At 53.7% G+C, this 18664-nt stretch carries 18 protein-coding genes and 1 pseudogene; 9 read left to right on the top strand and 10 right to left on the bottom strand.

Translation table 11 applies throughout. The annotated features are described in order from the left end of the window. From ycjR to pspA, 10 genes and pseudogenes are all read right to left on the bottom strand, one after another. Positions 1-198, bottom strand: a pseudogene (ycjR, locus tag GTGU_RS03475) (3-dehydro-D-guloside 4-epimerase); the annotation flags it as partial. 16 nt (positions 199-214) lie between these two features. Further along, positions 215-1267, bottom strand: coding sequence for a D-guloside 3-dehydrogenase (ycjQ, locus tag GTGU_RS03480; protein WP_038154262.1), 1053 nt, complete (start codon positions 1265-1267; stop codon positions 215-217). A 29-nt stretch (positions 1268-1296) separates the two neighbouring features. Next, positions 1297-2139, bottom strand: a complete 843-nt coding sequence (locus tag GTGU_RS03485; protein ID WP_038154263.1) for a carbohydrate ABC transporter permease — start codon at positions 2137-2139, stop codon at positions 1297-1299. Continuing rightward, complete coding sequence (locus tag GTGU_RS03490) at positions 2126-3007, bottom strand: carbohydrate ABC transporter permease (RefSeq protein WP_038154264.1); 882 nt, start codon at positions 3005-3007, stop codon at positions 2126-2128. The genes GTGU_RS03485 and GTGU_RS03490 overlap by 14 nt, the downstream gene beginning before the upstream one ends. 24 nt (positions 3008-3031) lie before the next feature. Then, a complete protein-coding gene (locus GTGU_RS03495) occupies positions 3032-4321 on the bottom strand; it encodes an ABC transporter substrate-binding protein (RefSeq protein WP_038154265.1) in 1290 nt (429 codons plus the stop codon). 14 nt (positions 4322-4335) lie between these two features. Further along, complete coding sequence (locus GTGU_RS03500; protein WP_038154266.1) at positions 4336-6033, bottom strand: sugar phosphorylase; 1698 nt, start codon at positions 6031-6033, stop codon at positions 4336-4338. Positions 6034-6197: 164 nt separating this feature from the next. Further along, a complete protein-coding gene (gene pspD / locus GTGU_RS03505; RefSeq protein ID WP_038154267.1) occupies positions 6198-6428 on the bottom strand; it encodes a phage shock protein PspD in 231 nt (76 codons plus the stop codon). Between the two features lie 33 nt (positions 6429-6461). Then, positions 6462-6821, bottom strand: a complete 360-nt coding sequence (pspC, locus tag GTGU_RS03510; RefSeq protein WP_038154268.1) for an envelope stress response membrane protein PspC — start codon at positions 6819-6821, stop codon at positions 6462-6464. Continuing rightward, entirely contained in the window at positions 6821-7045 is a 225-nt protein-coding gene (pspB, locus tag GTGU_RS03515; RefSeq protein ID WP_038154269.1) for an envelope stress response membrane protein PspB, read from the bottom strand. Before pspB ends, pspC begins: the two co-directional genes overlap by 1 nt. A 64-nt stretch (positions 7046-7109) precedes the next feature. Then, a complete protein-coding gene (gene pspA, locus GTGU_RS03520) occupies positions 7110-7778 on the bottom strand; it encodes a phage shock protein PspA (protein ID WP_038154270.1) in 669 nt (222 codons plus the stop codon). A 152-nt stretch (positions 7779-7930) separates the two neighbouring features. Between pspA and pspF the strand changes: the two genes are divergently transcribed. From pspF to GTGU_RS03565, 9 genes are all read left to right on the top strand, one after another. Further along, entirely contained in the window at positions 7931-8911 is a 981-nt protein-coding gene (pspF, locus tag GTGU_RS03525; protein ID WP_038154272.1) for a phage shock protein operon transcriptional activator, read from the top strand. A 104-nt stretch (positions 8912-9015) separates the two neighbouring features. After that, positions 9016-10671, top strand: a complete 1656-nt coding sequence (gene sapA, locus GTGU_RS03530) for an ABC transporter substrate-binding protein SapA (protein ID WP_038154273.1) — start codon at positions 9016-9018, stop codon at positions 10669-10671. Continuing rightward, positions 10668-11633 carry a putrescine export ABC transporter permease SapB gene (sapB, locus tag GTGU_RS03535; protein ID WP_038154274.1) on the top strand — a complete coding sequence of 322 codons (966 nt, stop codon included), beginning with the start codon at positions 10668-10670 and terminating at the stop codon, positions 11631-11633. The genes sapA and sapB overlap by 4 nt, the downstream gene beginning before the upstream one ends. Continuing rightward, positions 11620-12510, top strand: a complete 891-nt coding sequence (sapC, locus tag GTGU_RS03540) for a putrescine export ABC transporter permease SapC (RefSeq protein ID WP_038154275.1) — start codon at positions 11620-11622, stop codon at positions 12508-12510. The genes sapB and sapC overlap by 14 nt, the downstream gene beginning before the upstream one ends. Beyond that, a complete protein-coding gene (sapD, locus tag GTGU_RS03545) occupies positions 12510-13502 on the top strand; it encodes a peptide ABC transporter ATP-binding protein SapD (RefSeq protein WP_038154277.1) in 993 nt (330 codons plus the stop codon). Before sapC ends, sapD begins: the two co-directional genes overlap by 1 nt. A gap of 1 nt (position 13503) precedes the next feature. Continuing rightward, positions 13504-14310, top strand: a complete 807-nt coding sequence (sapF, locus tag GTGU_RS03550; RefSeq protein WP_038154278.1) for a putrescine export ABC transporter ATP-binding protein SapF — start codon at positions 13504-13506, stop codon at positions 14308-14310. A gap of 117 nt (positions 14311-14427) precedes the next feature. Beyond that, positions 14428-15216: an enoyl-ACP reductase FabI gene (fabI, locus tag GTGU_RS03555; protein ID WP_038154279.1), complete on the top strand. Its 789-nt coding sequence runs from the start codon at positions 14428-14430 to the stop codon at positions 15214-15216. 192 nt (positions 15217-15408) lie between these two features. Beyond that, positions 15409-16554: a CMD domain-containing protein gene (locus tag GTGU_RS03560; protein ID WP_038154280.1), complete on the top strand. Its 1146-nt coding sequence runs from the start codon at positions 15409-15411 to the stop codon at positions 16552-16554. A 92-nt stretch (positions 16555-16646) separates the two neighbouring features. Continuing rightward, complete coding sequence (locus GTGU_RS03565; RefSeq protein WP_038154281.1) at positions 16647-18581, top strand: exoribonuclease II; 1935 nt, start codon at positions 16647-16649, stop codon at positions 18579-18581. Positions 18582-18664 lie beyond the last annotated feature (83 nt).

Here is an 18664-nt window from a genome sequence, read left to right on the forward strand (position 1 = left end):
GATCCAGCCGTCATAACCGCCACAGGCAGTGATGACAGGTAAATCAGTCGCCTTGATAGCCGCCTTGACTTCAGCGAGGTTATCCACCAGCAATTTGCCGTCAATTTCATAACCATCGAAACCCATTGCTTTGATATATTTAAATTTTTCAAGAATGGTCGCTGGGAAAAAAGATTGGTTCTGTGTTGCGATTTTCATTTCTGCTCTCCGTAGCTTAAAACGTCACACCCATCTTGATGCTCAGTTCCGGATGTTGATCGACAAAGTTCATATAGCTTTCAGCACTGGACTGAAAGGTCACTACCGGATCGATTAAATCCTCACAGTTGAGATACCCGTTCATCAGCAATTCCCAGCAGGTCTCCTCGATGCGCTGCCGGTTCCAGCGCGGATAATCCGGGTTTGGTTCGCTGCAGGCGCGGGAAAAAACAATCTTTGCATTGTTGAAATGGGCTTCACGCCCTAGGTTAAACCCTTCAGTAAAAGGTTTGGCAAACGCCACGTAAGAGATCGTTCCGCCGTAGGCCAGTCCGCGAAGCGCTGACTGTAATGCGTCCGCGAAGCCGCTGGTTTCGATAATGACGTCCGCCCCTTGTTTGCCGGTGAGCTTTTTGATTTCCAGCCCAACGTCAGTGCCGACAGGATCCAGCCAGTAGTCAGCCCCATGACGGCAGGCAATCTCACCCCGGTGGGCAATGGGATCCACGCCAATCACCACGGAAGCGCCCGCCTTTTTTGCCAATTGAACCGCAATCTGGCCGATGGCGCCCAGCCCAACCACCACGACAAAATCGCCAACCCGAACGTTTGCATCGCGCACGCCACTCATGGCGAACTGAGCCGGGTCATAGCAGACGGCGTTTTTCCAGCTCGCGCCCTGTGGCATTTTGCGAAGTTTGTAGTTGTTCACCGCGTTAACAATGACTGTCTCCTGAAGGGGGCCATAGCAACAAACGCGATCCCCCGCACGGTAGTCAGTCACCGACGTGCCGCACTCAATGATGTCGCCAACGATCATGTTACCGAGCTGGAATTTGCCGAATTCTATCCCCCGGGCGGTTCCCCTTTCACGCGGCGTAAACATCTGCCATTCGGCATTAAACTCTTCGTCGATAAACGGACTGGCAGCGCGAAAATCCACCACTTCAGTGCCATGCTTTGGCGCGCCATAACAGACCTGGATTTTGACTTCATGGGCCATCACCGCACGGTCTTCATATTCCACCAGCGCGGCTACCCGTGGCGCTGTCGCAACTAACTTTTTCATTACTGACTCCTTGTTAATAACTGACTGCCCTAGCCTTTAACGCCGCCAGCAGTCAAACCACTTTTAATAAATCGTTCCGACAGCGCGTACATCACGACCACGGGTAACGCAGTTACCAGCGATGCCGCCATCATGCGGCCCCAGATATAGTCTGGTGTGCTAAAAAGCGTATTCAGCCCAACGGGTAGGGTGAAATGACTGGCGCTGGAGAGAAAAATTGACGCGAAAAGGTAGTCATTCCACGCCACCATGAAGCAGTAGACAAAGACCGAGACCAGACCTGAGATCGCCAGCGGAACAGTGATACGGAAGATGATTTGCAGTCGGTTCAGACCGTCCATCATTGCCGCTTCTTCTATCTCATCCGGGATGGTGTCAAAGTAGCTGCGCAGCATAAAAATCGCCGTTGGCAGGGTTTGGGTGACCATGGTGATAATCAGCGCCAGTTCGGTGTCGTAGATTCCAAGCGCGGTGATGATTTTGAACAACGGTACCACCAGCAAAATCCCGGAGAACATGTAGACGCTGTAAAAACTGGCGTTAATCATTGAGCGCCCTTTAAAACGCAGCTTCGACAACGCGTACGCCCCCAGCGTCCCAAGAAATACCGCAATCACCGAAGCGGTCAGTGAAACCACCATGCTATTGCTGAAATAGTCGACGAACGGAAAGATCTGCGGATTAAAGATGTCGATGTAGTGCTGAAAGGTCCACGATTGCGGCAGTATCGTCGGATGCAGCGAGATCGCCTCTTTCGCACTTTTGAATGACGTCACTAACATCATAAAAAACGGGAATAGCGTTACGACTAAGAACAACGACAGCCCAAGATAAAAACTCACGCGATTGAGAATGCTTTTACTTGTGGCCATTGAGATTTATCCTTTTTCTGGTCAGCAAAATGACGGCAAAAATGATCGCAAATAACACCACTGAAATAGCGGCAGCCTTACCAAGATCATTGAAAGCAAAAGCCGTTTTGTAGAGGTAAACGCCGAGAATATCGACCTTCGTGGTGAGCAAATAAACATCAGCAAACATGTAGAACATCCAGATGGTCCGCAGGGTGACCACGGTTGCCAGTACGGGCAAAATCGCCGGCAACGTAACAATACGAAAGCGCTGCCAGCTATTTGCGCCGTCCATTTCTGCTGCTTCATACAGCGACTTATCGATAGTCTGTAAAATCGCCAGAAAAGAAATGAAGGCGTAGGGGAAATAGCGCCAGATGGCGAAAAGCACGACCAGCACAAAACTGCTACTGGGGTTGTCAAACCACAGCGGTGCCTGCTCATAGACGTGCAGTAAATCCACACCAAGATAATTCACAATGCCGTAGCCGTTGTTGAACATGTACTTCCAGGCGAACACCAGTGATATCGAGGGTGTCACGTAAGACAGTATCACCAGTGATCGTGCCGTTTTACGCAAGCGAAACTCGCGGTTAAAGAAAATGGCAGTCGCCAGCCCCAGTCCCGTACTACCCGCCACCACCAGCGCGGTATACCAGAACGTCATCCACAGCGAATGCCAGAATGCGGCATCACTCAGAATACGCTTGTAATTTTCAATGCCAACGAACGTGGCGCTGATGCGTGGATTCAGCGGCAAACGTAAAAAACTGATTTCTATATTGGAGATCATTGGCCATGCCACCAGGCCTCCCAGCAATAGCAAGCTGGGAGCCAGCAGCAGCATGGCGAACGACAACTCTGAATGAGCAGAAAACCACCTTTTCATAATTCCCTTCGCGGTGCGCTCCCGTTATTGCGCCATCAGTTCGGCCAGACGCCGCTGACTGTCGCTTAAGGTGGTGACAAGATCCTGCTGACCCACGGTGACGTTGTGCACCATCGTACTGATAACGCCGGAACCTGTGACGTCGCCCATTCGGGCAAAGTTTTTGTCGCCCACCGCGCCAAAGACCTGGATATTGGGAAATTGAGCGATCAATTCGTAGGGAAGTTGGTCAAACGCCTTAATGACGTCGTTCTCTTTCCAGGTGTCCGTTTCCACTACCCGCTTGTTAACCGGTAGGGCCGCAGCGGGTGACATCATTACCCAATCCGCGGCGTTCTGTGCCTGTTCCATCCAGGTAACAAATTTCTCAGCGGCCTGCGTTTCGTCCACGGTCTGGCCTGAAGTGATCGTCAGAGACGTCACCATGCCATAGACCGCAGAAGAGGTCTCTGTAGGCACCACAAATCCCAACTTCGCAGGATCCCCCTCTTTGAACACGGCCGGCAGAATGTAGGTCGAGTACATCGCCATGGGCGCCGTACCGTTCATAAAGGCGTCCTTAATTTCCATAACATCGTTGGAGCCAGGCATGGTGGTTGCTGCCAGTTCACGGTAAAACGCCAGCGCGCGGGTCATTTCCGGGGTGTTGATGCCCACGCGCCCCTGCGCGTCAAAGACATTCGCACCGCCGGAAAGTGCAAATTGTGAGAAAGCCTGCTCGGTCATGACACTTTCTGCGGTCGGCAGCGCAATGCCATATTGTTTGTTCGCCGGGTTGCTCAGCACCTGACTGGTATGCAGTAATTGCTGCCAGTTATGCGGCTCCTGCAGGCCCGCCGCGGCCAGCGCGTCCTTCTTGTACCAGATACCGGAAAGCCAGGCGCTAATGGGTACCCCCGTCCATGAAGTACCATCTTCTGTGCGCACCACACGTAAAATGCCATCGTAGAAGGTGTTTTCTCCCACCGCGTTGATAGCCTCACTGATGGCCTTACGATCCAGCAGTTGCTCTTTATCCATCACCCTGGCGTAGTCATGGCTCACTTCAATCACTTCCGGCAGCGCCCCGGTCCGCGCCAGGGTGATGACTTTCGTGTTGTAGGCATCTTCTTCCACGGGTACCTGTTTCACCTTGATGGAAGGATTCTCCTTTTCGAAACGGGTAATCAGTTGCGTGATCACCGCCTGACGCTCCTGCTCAACTGAGGAATGCATGAATTCAATTGTCACAGAAGCAGATTTGTCATCCTTACATCCTGACAACAGGGCGCACGAAACCAGTACTGAGACCAGTACTTTATTTGGCATTTTCATGATTTATTATCCTTTTAGTTTTCTGTAATCCACATTACCTGCCATGGCTGCAGGGTTAGAGTTTTCTTGTGAATAAGCGTATCCGTTATAATGTCTCTGCCACATTTTATTTCTGAGTCCAGATTGCAGCATGACGAACTAAAATTAAACAACGCCGTGAGACGCTCGCCTTCGTCAGTAACGCGGTTTATTTTCAACACCGAATCATTCGGGCATTCAAAAATAGCCTCAGCGTCGGGATGAAACACTTTGTGTTGACGTCGAAGAGTGATCAATTTCACCATCTCATTATAAATCGCATGACGCAGGTGAGCTGACGCCTCAAGCTCATGCGCAATTTCTTCACTATTAAGCTTTGTACGATTAATTGCACGATTATAACCGAGTCGTTTAACTGCCTCATGATCGTTACGGGAACCAAGAAGACTTTGAATATAAATGGCTGGCACACCTGGGAATGTTAATAAAAGTGCATGAGCAAGTATGAACTTAGCGATTATCTGTTCATTGCCGTCGTTTTTCTGGCTCAGCGCATCAAGATAAGTAACATTGACTTCATATGGACTTCGGGTGCCATCAGGATTATTCTTCCAGCTAATTAACGCACCTTCACTTTGTAACGTATCTACCAGGTCAAGAATATCTTGCTCCGGTAAAAGTCCACGTAACGGATTCAGACCAATACCATCATGGGAGGCGAGAAAATTAAACCATGTAGTTTTTTTTGAAGGTAGCTTTAACCCCTGCGCCCAGTGGCACAGAGTTTGCACATTACCACAATGCATGGCATGGAGTATCAGTGGCGGCAATGAAAACTGATAGACCATCTGCGCCTCGTTGTACCCATTACCATAATAGGCAATATTGTCTTTATGCGGCACGTTAGTCTCTGTAATGATGACCGTGCCGGGCGCGACAACGTCAACAATCGCGCGGAATATCTGGATAAGCTGGTGAGTTTTTTCCAGATGAAGACAGCTCGTGCCTGGTGTTTTCCACATGAAGCCAACGGCATCAAGACGGATGTAATCCGCGCCTTCTTTCAGGTAACGAAGCAGTACGTCAACCATGGCGATAAACACATTGGGAGAGGCAAAGTTAAGGTCTATCTGATCCTCGCTGAACGTTGTCCACAAATAACGCACTTCACCCGTATGCAGAGTAAACGGAGTCAAAAGTGGTAATGCACGCGGGCGAGTAACGGCTGATAAATCCGTTGAGGGATCAACCGCGATAAAAAAATCCTCATAGCCAGTTTGTTGCTGTAAATAATTAGCGAACCATTTACTCTTCGCAGACATATGATTGCAAACAAAATCGAACATGAGTTTCGTCGATTTTTTTAGATTCGCAATATCATGCCATGTTCCCATTTCAGGATCGACACTGTGGTAATCTACAACTGAAAAACCATCATCTGACGACCAGGGGTAAAACGGAAGTAAGTGGGTGTGTGAAAAAAACGCCCCCAGCCACCGATTAAAGAATCGTGTAAGAGCAGGAATCCCCTTCCCTTGTGAATCAAAAAACTGGTCGGCATACGTTATTAATACAACATCACTCTCATCCCATTCTTTTTTTCGGGCTGAAAGATTTAACGATTGCGCATCATCTATTTGCTGTTGAAGTATTTTAAAATGTGTGGCGGAAAATGTATTTCCATACACACCGCGAATTAAATCATTAATTTTGGCTCTCATTTGACTTTCCATGGTAGCGGTCCCACGAAAAGGGAATTTACTCCCATGGAATTTTACTGTCAACGTTCAACCGATGAAAAAAAGATATAGCAAGGCAGCTCAATTCATTATTGTGAGCTGCCGCAAAGATCGCAGGAAAGGCTATAAATGGCGTTAACAGGATGTCAGAGGATCCACTATCCCCTGCTATCAGAGAAATAACGACGCGAAAAACGACTGGCGGCTTTCCTTAGCAACGGCTCCAGCGCAACTGCCAGCAGTAGCTTCACCGGACGGCGGGCGACCGATTTCACCGCCCAGCCCGCCAGACCACCGGGACCATAACGTAGCGCGGTCAGCAGTACCAGTTTCCCGGCGATTTTGATGCCGGGTTTCACTTTCTGCCCTGCCTGTTGCCATTTATTCATTGCTCGCCTCATGTTCATTAAAGCTAAAAGACGTTAAAGCTGACGAAAGCGACTGCGTAACGTGAAGGTATCGGACGTCACGTAGCGTTCTATTTCGCGCAAGCGCTGTTCACCTGCGGCCAGTTCGTCATCCACCGTGTCCAGCAGATCGCCGCTGGACGGCTGTTTTTCGCCATATAACGCATCGTCCGGCATCGGATCGAGCGCAAAGGACAGAACGATGTAGGCGACGATCACAAAGAAGAACAGACCAAACAGCATCGCCAGTACCGTGATAAGGCGGATCAGTTTGACCGGGACGTCCAGATATTGCGCGATCCCGGCACAGACGCCTTTCACCATGCCCTGCTGCGGAATACGCCACAGCTTTTTGTTCAGATCCAGTCCAGCCATTATTTTTCTCTCCAGTTCGGGTGCTCAGCGTCAAGAATCGCTTCCAGCGCCTGAATACGCTCGCGCATGCGTTTCGCTTCGTCCGTCAGTTGCAACAACCGTTGCTGTTCACTTTGCGCCAGCCCACCATTTTTGGAACGGTTGCTGTAATGCAGCCACAGCCACACGGGCAGGACAAACAGCACAAACAGGGTCAACGGGATAGCAAGAAAAAGCGCGCTCATATGTACTCCTTACAGATGATGCGATGGCACCGGAGCCGGTGCCATCCGGCAAATTGTGTTTTTATTATTGATCGTTCTGTTTCATTTTGGCTTTCAGTTCAGCCAGTTGTACGCTGATTTCATCATCTGCTTTCAGTTCGGCAAACTGCTGGTCGAGCGTTTTCTGCTTGCCAAAACTGTGGCTCTCGGCTTCCGCTTCCATATGATCGATGCGACGTTCAAAGGATTCGAAACGCGCCATTGCTTCATCCAGCTTGCCGCTGTCCAGTTGACGACGCACGTCGCGGGAAGAACTGGCCGCCTGATGACGCAGCATCAGCGCCTGCTGGCGTGAACGGGTTTCGCTGAGTTTGTTCTCAAGCTCGGCGATCTCTTTTTTCATGCGGGTTAACGTTTCGTCAACCAGCGTAATTTCATGCTCCAGCGAGCTGATCAGATCCGTCAGTTTCTGCTTCTCAATCAAAGCGGAACGCGCCAGATCTTCTTTCTCTTTACGCAACGCCAGTTCGGCTTTTTCCTGCCATTCGGTCTGCTGGGCAGTCGCCAGCTCAACGCGACGGGTCAGTTGTTTCTTTTCTGCCAGCGCACGGGCGGAGGTGGAACGCACTTCCACCAGCGTATCTTCCATTTCCTGAATCATCAGACGCACCAGCTTCTGCGGATCTTCCGCTTTCTCAAGCAGCGAATTGATGTTGGCGTTCACGATGTCGGCAAAACGAGAAAAAATACCCATAATTACAATCCTCACAGTTCTGTTATCGGGCAAGGCCCTGCTGACTGAGTAATACAAATCGCGTGCCAGTTTTTTATCTTGTTGATTTTAAATGAACTGATTGATATTTATTCAGCAAGGAATTACAGTAGCCTGGTGAATCACACCAACAAATGGTTAATTTCATCATGGCTGAATACAAAGACAATCTGCTCGGCGAAGCGAACCGCTTTATTGAAGTCCTCGAACAGGTCTCCCGGCTGGCACCGCTCGATAAACCGGTGCTGATCATCGGTGAACGCGGCACCGGGAAAGAGCTTATCGCTAACCGACTGCATTTTCTCTCTGGCCGTTGGCAGGGGCCGTTTATCTCTCTGAATTGCGCGGCGCTGAACGAAAACCTACTCGACTCCGAGCTGTTCGGTCATGAAGCGGGCGCTTTTACCGGCGCCCAGAAGCGCCATCCGGGCCGTTTTGAACGGGCGGACGGCGGCACGTTGTTTCTTGATGAACTCGCCACCGCGCCGATGCTGGTGCAGGAAAAATTACTTCGGGTGATTGAATACGGCGAGCTGGAACGCGTGGGCGGCAGCCAGCCATTGCAGGTTAACGTCCGGCTGGTGTGTGCGACCAATGCCGACCTGCCAGCGATGGTGGAACAAGGGCATTTCCGGGCTGACCTGCTCGACCGACTGGCGTTTGACGTCGTACAACTCCCGCCGCTACGCGAGCGCCAGAGCGATATCATGCTGATGGCGGATCACTTTGCCATTCAGATGTGCCGCGAACTCAAATTACCGCTATTCCCCGGCTTCACCGAACATGCGCGCGAAACACTGTTGAGTTATCCCTGGCCGGGCAATATTCGTGAGCTTAAAAACGTGGTGGAACGCTCCGTTTACCGCCACGGCACCAGCGAAACGCCGCTGGATGAAATTATTATCGATCCATTCCGGCGCCAGACCGCGCCGCCGGTGCCAGTGGAAAACACGCTGACACTGCCGCTCGATCTGCGCGAATTCCAGCAACAGCAGGAAAAATCGCTGCTTGAGCAGAGTCTCAAACAGGCACGATTTAACCAGAAAAAAGCCGCAGAATTACTGGGTCTTACTTATCATCAGTTGCGGGCGCTACTGAAGAAACATCAACTCTGAACCATCGCGACTGCTGACTTTTACATCAGTTGTACGCAGACATTTGTACCTGGTAGCCTTAAGTGCGATACACTTTGCAGATCAGCCTAAATTGCAAAGAAATTATGCGACTAAAATTGTCATCCCTGCTGGCTGCGGCCGGATTGCTGAGCGGCCAGGTTTTTGCCGCCGCCGCTCCTCCCGCCCCGCATCCCGGGCAAGCCGACATTCGTGACAGCGGTTTTGTTTACTGCGTCAGCGGCCAGGTCAATACCTTCAACCCGCAAAAGGCGGGCAGCGGCCTGATCGTCGATACGCTCGCCGCACAGCTTTATGATCGGCTGCTGGATGTTGATCCCTATACTTATCGGCTGGTGCCAGAGCTGGCGGAAAGCTGGGAGGTGCTCGACAATGGCGCGACCTACCGCTTCCGTCTGCGCGGCAACGTACAGTTTCAGACCACCGACTGGTTTACTCCGACGCGCGCCCTCAATGCCGATGATGTTGTCTTCACCTTTCAGCGTATTTTCAATCGTAACCATCCCTGGCACTACATCAATGGCGGCAACTTCCCCTATTTCGACAGTCTGCAGTTTGCCGACAGCGTTGACAGCGTTCGTAAACTGGACAACCGCACCGTTGAGTTTCGCTTAAAGCGCCCGGATGCTTCATTCCTGTGGCATCTTGCGACCCACTACGCCTCGGTCATGTCAGCGGAATATGCCGCGATGCTGACCAAAGAGGATCGTCAGGAGCAACTGGACCGTCAGCCGGTGGGTACCGGACCGTTCCGGCTCGGTGAATACCGCTCCGGTCAGTACATTCGCCTGTTGCGTCATGAAAAATTCTGGCGCGGCGAACCCCTGATGCCACAGGTGGTCGTTGACCTCGGCGCCGGAGGAACCGGGCGTCTGTCACGGCTGCTGACCGGCGAATGCGACGTGCTGGCCTGGCCTGCCGCCAGCCAGTTGACTATCCTGCGTGACGATCCTCGTCTGCGTCTGACGTTGCGCCCTGGCATGAACATCGCTTATCTGGCGTTTAACACCAATAAACCGCCGCTGAATAACCCGGCGGTGCGCCACGCGTTGTCGCTGGCTATCAATAACCAGCGCCTGATGCAGTCGATCTATTACGGTACAGCGGAAACGGCGGCCTCCATTCTGCCGCGCGCGTCGTGGGCCTACGACAATGAAGCTAAAATTACGGAATACAACCCCGAAAAAGCGCGAGCGCAGTTGAAAGCGTTAGGGCAGGAAAACCTGACGCTTCATCTGTGGGTACCGACCAGCTCGCAGGCGTGGAACCCCAGTCCGCTCAAAACCGCCGAGCTGATTCAGGCCGATATGGCTCAGGTGGGCGTTAACGTGGTGATCGTGCCTATCGAAGGGCGTTTTCAGGAAGCGCGACTGATGGACATGACTCATGATCTCACCCTCACCGGGTGGGCGACGGACAGTAACGACCCGGACAGCTTCTTCCGTCCGCTGTTAAGCTGTGCGGCCATCAGTTCGCAGACTAATTTCGCTCACTGGTGCAATAACGATTTTGACGATGTCCTGCGCAAAGCGCTGGCATCGCAACAGCTGGCGTCACGGATTGACGCCTATGACGAAGCGCAGCAGATCCTGGCAAAAGAGCTGCCGGTGCTGCCGCTGGCATCGTCGCTGCGTTTGCAGGCGTACCGCTACGATATCAAAGGGTTGGTGCTGAGTCCGTTTGGTAACGCGTCGTTCGCCGGGGTCTCAAGGGAAAAAGTAAGCGAGGTGAAAAAGCCATGATTATCTTTACTCTGCGTCGTTTGTTGCTGCTACTGGTGACGCTCTTTTTCCTGACCTTTATTGGCTTCAGCCTGAGCTATTTCACACCGCACGCGCCGTTACAGGGCGCGTCATTCTGGAACGCGTGGCTGTTCTGGTTTAGCGGCGTGCTGCACTGGGATTTTGGCGTCTCCAGCATCAACGGGCAGTTGATTGCCGATCAGCTAAAAGAGGTGTTTCCGGCAACCATGGAGTTGTGCATTCTGGCCTTTGGTTTTGCCCTGATGGTGGGGATCCCCGTCGGTATGCTGGCAGGCATTATGCGTAACAAATGGCAGGATAAATTCATCAGTGCCGCTGCGTTGATCGGTTTCTCTATTCCCGTTTTCTGGCTGGCGTTACTACTCACCCTTTTCTTCTCGCTGACACTGGGCTGGTTCCCGGTCTCAGGGCGATTTGATCTGCTCTATGAGGTGAAAAACGTCACCGGTTTTGCGCTGATCGACGCCTGGCTTTCCGACTCGCCGTGGCGTGATGAGATGATCATCAGCGCCCTGCGTCATATGGTGTTGCCGGTGCTGACGCTGGCGGTCGCCCCGACGACGGAAGTGATCCGCCTGATGCGTATCAGCACCATCGAGGTGTACGACAGCAATTATGTCAAAGCCGCCGCCACACGCGGAGTTTCACGGCTGACCATTCTGCGCCGCCATGTCCTGCATAACGCGCTGCCGCCGGTGATCCCACGTCTGGGTTTGCAGTTTTCCACCATGCTGACGCTGGCGATGATCACCGAAATGGTCTTTAGCTGGCCGGGGCTGGGCCGCTGGCTGATTAACGCGATTCGCCAGCAGGATTACGCGGCGATCTCTGCCGGGGTGATGGTTATCGGTTCGCTGGTCATCATCATTAACGTGATCTCCGATATTCTGGGTGCGATGGCTAACCCACTGAAACATAAGGAATGGTATGCCCTACGATAGCGTCTATTTAGAAAAGCGCCCGCCCGGTGCGCTGCGCACCGTGTGGCGGAAATTCTATGGCGATACCAGCGCGATGGTGGGTCTGTATGGCTGCGCCGGTCTGGTGATATTGTGCGTGTTTGGCGGCTGGTTTGCGCCTTATGGCATTGATCAGCAGTTTCTGGGTTACCAGTTGATGCCGCCGTCGTGGTCACGTTATGGCGAGGTGTCGTTCTTTCTCGGCACTGACGATTTAGGTCGCGATGTGTTAAGCCGCCTGCTCAGTGGCGCGGCGCCGACCGTCGGCGGTGCCTTTGTCGTCACGCTCGCCGCCACGCTGTTTGGTCTGATGCTCGGCGTTATCGCCGGTGCGACACATGGCCTGCGTTCGGCGGTGATGAACCACATTCTCGATACATTGCTGTCGATTCCCTCGCTGTTGCTGGCGATTATCGTGGTGGCGTTTGCCGGCCCGCATCTGGTCCACGCAATGTTTGCCGTCTGGCTGGCGCTGCTGCCGCGCATGGTGCGTTCGGTCTACAGCATGGTGCACGACGAACTGGAAAAAGAGTATGTAGTGGCGGCGCGGCTGGATGGCGCGTCAACATTGAATATTCTCTGGTTTGCGGTGCTGCCGAATATCGCCTCCGGGCTGGTGACGGAAATCACCCGCGCACTGTCGATGGCGATCCTGGATATCGCCGCCCTCGGCTTTCTCGATCTGGGCGCGCAACTGCCCTCTCCGGAATGGGGCGCAATGCTCGGTGATGCGCTGGAGCTAATCTATGTCGCGCCATGGACCGTGATGCTGCCGGGGGGGGCTATTATGCTGAGCGTGCTGCTGATTAACCTGCTTGGCGAAGGGATCCGCCGCGCCATTATTGCGGGGGTGGAATAATGCCATTACTCGATATCCGCAATCTGACCATTGAGTTTAAAACCGGTGACGACTGGGTAAAAGCCGTTGACCGCGTCAGCATGACGCTGGCAGAGGGAGAAATTCGCGGGCTGGTTGGCGAATCCGGCTCAGGGAAAAGCCTTATTGCTAAAGCTATCTGCGGTGTCACTAAAGATAACTGGCGGGTGACGGCAGACCGTATGCGTTTTGACGATATCGATCTGTTGCGTCTCTCCAGTCGCGAGCGCCGTAAACTGGTGGGTCACAACGTCTCGATGATTTTCCAGGAGCCGCAAAGTTGTCTGGATCCCTCCGCGAGAATTGGCCGTCAACTGATGCAAAACATTCCCGCCTGGACCTTTAAAGGCCGCTGGTGGCAACGCGTCGGCTGGCGCAAGCGCCGCGCCATTGAGCTGTTGCACCGCGTGGGAATTAAAGATCACAAAGACGCAATGCGCAGCTTTCCCTATGAACTGACTGATGGCGAGTGTCAGAAAGTGATGATCGCCATTGCGCTCGCCAATCAGCCGCGGTTATTGATCGCCGACGAACCGACTAACGCGATGGAGCCAACGACCCAGGCGCAGATTTTCCGCCTGCTGACGCGCCTCAATCAGAACAACAACACCACCATTTTACTGATCAGCCACGACCTGCAAATGCTCAGCCAGTGGGCAGATAAAGTGAACGTACTGTATTGCGGGCAAACCGTGGAGACCGCCCCCAGTGAGGAGCTGATCACTACGCCGCATCATCCGTATACGCAGGCGTTGATCCGCGCGATCCCTGATTTCGGCAGCGCGATGCCCCACAAGAGCCGTCTGAATACCCTGCCAGGGGCGATTCCGTTACTCGAACAGTTGCCGATGGGCTGTCGTCTGGGCCCCCGCTGCCCTTACGCCCAGCGTAAATGCATTGAGACGCCGCGACTGACGGGGGCGAAAAACCATCTGTACGCCTGTCATTTCCCGCTGAACATGGAGAGAGAGTGAGATGGTCGAAACCCTGCTGGAAGTTCGCAATCTGAGTAAGACCTTTCGTTATCGAACTGGCTGGTTCCATCGTCAGAACGTCGAAGCGGTAAAACCGCTCAGCTTCACGCTACGCGAGAAGCAGACGCTGGCGATCATCGGTGAAAACGGTTCAGGCAAATCAACGCTGGCAAAAATGCTGGCGGGCATGGTGGAGCCAACCACCGGCGAGTTGTTGATTGACGACCATCCACTGCATTTTGGCGATTATTCGTTCCGCAGCCAGCGGATCCGCATGATTTTTCAGGATCCGTCAACATCGCTGAACCCGCGCCAGCGCATTTCGCAAATTCTTGATTTTCCGCTGCGCCTGAACACCGAACTGGATGTGGACGCGCGGCAAAAACACATTTATGAAACGTTGCGAATGGTCGGCCTGTTGCCGGATCACGCAAGCTACTATCCGCACATGCTGGCCCCCGGGCAGAAACAGCGTCTGGGGCTGGCGCGCGCGCTGATCCTGCGCCCGAAAGTGATCATCTGCGACGAAGCACTGGCCTCGCTGGATATGTCGATGCGATCGCAACTGGTGAATCTGATGCTGGAATTACAGGATAAGCAAGGTATCTCTTATATCTATGTGACCCAACATCTGGGCATGATGAAGCACATCAGCGATCAGGTGCTGGTGATGCATCAGGGCGAAGTGGTGGAGCGCGGCAGCACCGCCGACGTACTGGCTTCTCCCCTGCATGAGCTGACCAAACGGTTAATTGCCGGTCATTTCGGCGAAGCGTTAACCGCGGATGCCTGGCGTAAGGATCGCTGACATTCAGTGGTCGGATTAACTCCGGTGATTCTTCATGTTAGAATCGCCGCGTTTTAACGACGGTCTGCCGGATTTCTGCGCAGATCGCCATAACAATGACGATAAGGATTACAAGCTATGGGTTTTCTTTCCGGTAAGCGCATTCTGGTCACTGGCGTGGCCAGTAAATTGTCCATCGCCTACGGTATCGCACAGGCGATGCACCGTGAAGGGGCTGAGCTGGCTTTCACCTATCAGAACGACAAACTGAAAGGCCGCGTTGAAGAGTTCGCCGCTCAACTGGGTTCCAGCATCGTTCTCGAATGTGACGTTGCTAAAGATGAAAGCATCGACGCGCTGTTCACCGATCTGGCGAAAGTGTGGCCGAAATTCGATGGTTTCGTTCACTCCATCGGTTTTGCGCCGGGCGATCAACTGGATGGTGACTACGTTAACGCGGTGACCCGCGATGGCTTCAAAATCGCGCATGACATCAGCGCTTACAGCTTCGTAGCACTGGCAAAAGCCTGCCGTTCCATGCTGAACCCGGATTCCGCGCTGCTGACGCTCTCTTACCTCGGTGCAGAACGCGCCATCCCGAACTACAACGTGATGGGTCTGGCGAAAGCCTCTCTGGAAGCGAACGTCCGCTACATGGCGAACGCGATGGGTCCGGAAGGTGTTCGCGTCAATGCTATCTCTGCAGGTCCGATCCGTACGCTGGCGGCGTCCGGTATTAAAGACTTCCGTAAAATGCTGGCGCATTGCGAAGCGGTTACCCCGATTCGTCGTACCGTTACCATCGAAGACGTGGGTAACACCGCAGCATTCCTGTGCTCCAACCTGTCTGCCGGTATCTCCGGTGAAGTCGTTCACGTTGACGGTGGCTTCAACATCGCGGCGATGAACGAACTGGAAATTAAATAATTTCCCTCCCCCTCTTCGCATTCGTGAAGAGGGGTCTCACCTGCTCCCCTTCTGCGTTATATCTTTCTGCTATTTGTTATCGCCCAACATTATTTTCTCCCTTTAGCGCCTTACGCCAGGATATTTATTCATAAACGGTCCGGTGTACCACGTGTTGTCTCCGGATCGCCACTTTTCGATCAAGGAACACCCATGGAGCAACGCCGCATTTACGGCAAAAGCCACTGGTATCATGAAACCCAGTCACGAGCCACCCGGGGAGACGCTCTGCCGCTGGTCCCGGAAGCCGCCCATGTTGACGATCGTTTTTTGCTGGATCTCACCCTGCCTGATGATCTCCTTAATGCCTGCGACCGCTGGTTGCAACCCGCCAGAGCGTTAAGCGAAATGCTTTTCCCGGATGTGGTCCAGGTAAACCGCCTGCATACTTTCAGCGCCTATGACCGCCTCAGTACCGCGCTGACCGTCGCGCAAGTCTATGGCGTACAGCGGTTATGCAATCATTACGCGGCGCGTCTGGCGCCACTGCCCGGCCCGGACTCTTCACGTGAAAGCAACCGCCGACTGGCGCAGATCACGCAATATGCGCGCCAGCTTGCCAGCTCACCGTCCGTGATTGGCAGCGTGTCGCGCGGGCAACTCGATGAGGTCGGACTCACCACGCCGGATATCATCCTCATCAATCAGATTATCGGTTTCGTGGGTTTTCAGGCACGGGTGCTGGCGGTATTTCAGGCCAGTCTCGGTCACCCGGTACGCTGGCTCCCCGGCATGCCGATGCAGGAAGATGCCCCGGCAGAACGTTTTGCCGTAGTGACCGCGGGCTGGTCTTCTGATCTCCCTGCCATCACACTGAGCTATGCCACCGCTGCGCAACTGGCGGCGCTGGAGCGCTGGCAATTGCAGCCTGAACTCGCCGGGCTGGCGCCGCTGCTGGCAATCGATCCCGATGCGCTTTCCTTGCTCGGCGAGACGCTGACCGCATTATCGCAACCATCCACGCCGCATCTGCTGGTGGCGCTGCTCACCGCGCGTATCAACGGCAGCCAGCATTGTTTCCTTGCGTTGGCTGAGCGCTGGCATGGCGCGACAGGCTTGCCCGATGCGGTACGCAACGGTGAACGCGCATTACAGGCCTGGGGACATAATCACCCTTTCGAGCACGCCGTCATTCAGGCAGCACAACTCTTAACCCGCGCGCCTGACCGGTTCAGCGCCGCGCAGCTTATTCCCCTGCAGGAACAAGGGTTTTCGACCGCCGACGCCGTCGCATTGCTGGCATGGTGCGGACTCAGCGGTTGGTTGAACCGTCTGAACATCGCGCTGGGAAATGAGTAACCTCAGCGGAAAATACCGAAAGAGCGCTTGCTGACACCGTGAGATTCGCGTAAAACTGTCAGCCGCTCTTTTGGTCACGAAAATACATCACTATGTTTCAGGACAACCCGCTGCTTGCTCAGCTTAAACAGCAACTTCATTCCCAGACGCCGCGTGCTGAAGGGGTGGTAAAAGGCACGGAAAAAGGCTTTGGCTTCCTTGAAGTGGACGCGCAAAAAAGCTACTTCATTCCGCCGCCGCAGATGAAAAAGGTGATGCATGGCGATCGCATCATTGCGGTTATTCACTCTGAGAAAGATCGCGAAAGCGCCGAGCCGGAAGAACTGGTCGAGCCGTTCCTGACACGTTTCGTCGGACGTATCCACAAGAAAGACGACCGTCTGTCGATTACACCTGACCATCCCCTGTTGAAAGAAGCTATTCCCTGCCGCGCCGTTCGTGGCGTTGAGCACGATTTTAAAGAGGGCGACTGGGCCGTTGCAGAAATGCGCCGTCACCCGCTGAAAGGTGATCGCAGTTTTTACGCCGAACTGACCCAGTTCATCACCTTTGGCGACGATCACTTCGTGCCATGGTGGGTGACCCTCGCCCGTCATAACCTCGAAAAAGAAGCGCCGGACGGCGTTGCGACCGAGATGCAGGACGAAGGGCTTGAGCGTCGCGATCTGACCGGCCTGACATTTGTCACTATCGACAGCGCCAGTACGGAAGATATGGACGACGCGCTGTACGCTGAAGCCGCTGAAGATGGAAAAATGCATCTTACAGTGGCGATTGCCGATCCGACTGCCTGGATTGTTGAAGGCAGCAAACTGGATAACGCCGCGAAAATCCGCGCTTTTACCAACTATCTGCCGGGTTTCAACATTCCGATGCTGCCGCGCGAGCTGTCTGACGATCTCTGCTCACTGCGCGCAAACGAAGTGCGACCGGTACTGGCCTGCCGCATGACTATTGCCGCTGACGGCACCATTGAAGACGATATCGACTTCTTCGCCGCGACCATCGAATCAAAAGCGAAACTGGCTTATGACGATGTCTCCGACTGGCTGGAAAACAGCGGTAGCTGGAAGCCAGAAAACGAGGCTATCGCGCAGCAAATCACACTGCTGCAGCGTATTTGTCAGCTGCGCGGCGAATGGCGTCATAACCATGCGCTGGTGTTTAAAGATCGCCCGGATTACCGCTTTGTGCTTGGCGAGAAAGGCGAAGTGCTGGATATCATTGCCGAACCGCGCCGCATTGCTAACCGTATCGTTGAAGAGTCCATGATCGCCGCTAATATCTGCGCTGCCCGCGTGTTGCGCGATAAACTCGGCTTTGGCATTTACAACGTTCATACCGGTTTCGATCCCACCAACAGCGAACAGCTGGCTGCCCTGCTGAAAACCCATGACGTACATGTCGATCCGCAGGAAGTACTGACGCTGGATGGCTTCTGCAAGCTGCGTCGTGAACTGGATGCGCAGCCCTCCGGCTTCCTTGACAGCCGCATTCGTCGCTTCCAGTCCTTCGCGGAAATCAGCACCGAGCCTGGTCCGCACTTTGGTCTTGGCCTCGAAGCCTACGCCACCTGGACGTCACCGATTCGTAAATATGGCGACATGATTAACCATCGTCTGCTGAAAGCGATCATCAAAGGTGAAACCATTGCCCGTCCACAGGACGAGGTGACGGTACAGATGGCAGAGCGCCGCCGCCTGAACCGTATGGCGGAACGCGACGTTGCTGACTGGCTGTATGCGCGTTTCCTGAATGCAAAAGCCGGGACTGACACCCGTTACGCCGCTGAGATCATTGATGTCAGCCGTGGCGGTATGCGTGTTCGTCTGGTGGATAACGGTGCGGTGGCATTCATTCCTGCCCCGTTCCTGCATGCCGTTCGCGACGAACTGGTGTGCAGCCAGGAAAACGGTACTGTGCAGATCAAAGGCGAAACTGTGTACAAAGTCACCGATGTGATTGACGTCACTATCGCCGAAGTGCGCATGGAAACCCGCAGCGTGATTGCACGTCCAGTTGCCTGATGCCTGACTGAGCGGTCTCCGATCGGAGATCGCTCATTTATTCCTCTTATCCTTTTCCCGCCACAATTTTTTTGCAATTCCCC

The sequence above is a fragment of the Trabulsiella guamensis ATCC 49490 genome (genome assembly GCF_000734965.1).
Lineage (GTDB): Bacteria > Pseudomonadota > Gammaproteobacteria > Enterobacterales > Enterobacteriaceae > Trabulsiella > Trabulsiella guamensis.